General features: G+C 61.4%; 1 protein-coding gene. It reads right to left on the reverse strand.

All coding sequences use genetic code 11. The features are described from left to right. Positions 1-197, reverse strand: a 197-nt coding sequence (locus tag R0J92_RS25515; RefSeq protein WP_411053743.1) for a pyridoxamine 5'-phosphate oxidase family protein, incomplete at its 3' end; no start/stop codon positions are given. Positions 198-246 lie beyond the last annotated feature (49 nt).

Here is a 246-nt window from a genome sequence, read left to right on the forward strand (position 1 = left end):
TCTGCGGTGCCGGACACCGAAACATATTTCTGGCCCTTGGTGTCTGCGAAGGCGAGGCAGACATTCGGGAAGCGTGCGACCTCCTCGTCCTTGTGGCTGGCGACGTCGGTCAGGAAATACACAGCGCCGTCGTGTCTCTTGGTGTAGGCCGACATGGGGCGCGAGCGGATGTCGCTGCCGTCGTGGGTGGCCAGCATGCAGAAGCCGATCTTGTCGATGAGTTCCCATACCTTGGCTGTGTCGTCG

This window comes from Tritonibacter sp. SIMBA_163, assembly GCF_046535935.1.
GTDB classification, from domain to species: Bacteria; Pseudomonadota; Alphaproteobacteria; order Rhodobacterales; family Rhodobacteraceae; genus Epibacterium; species Epibacterium scottomollicae.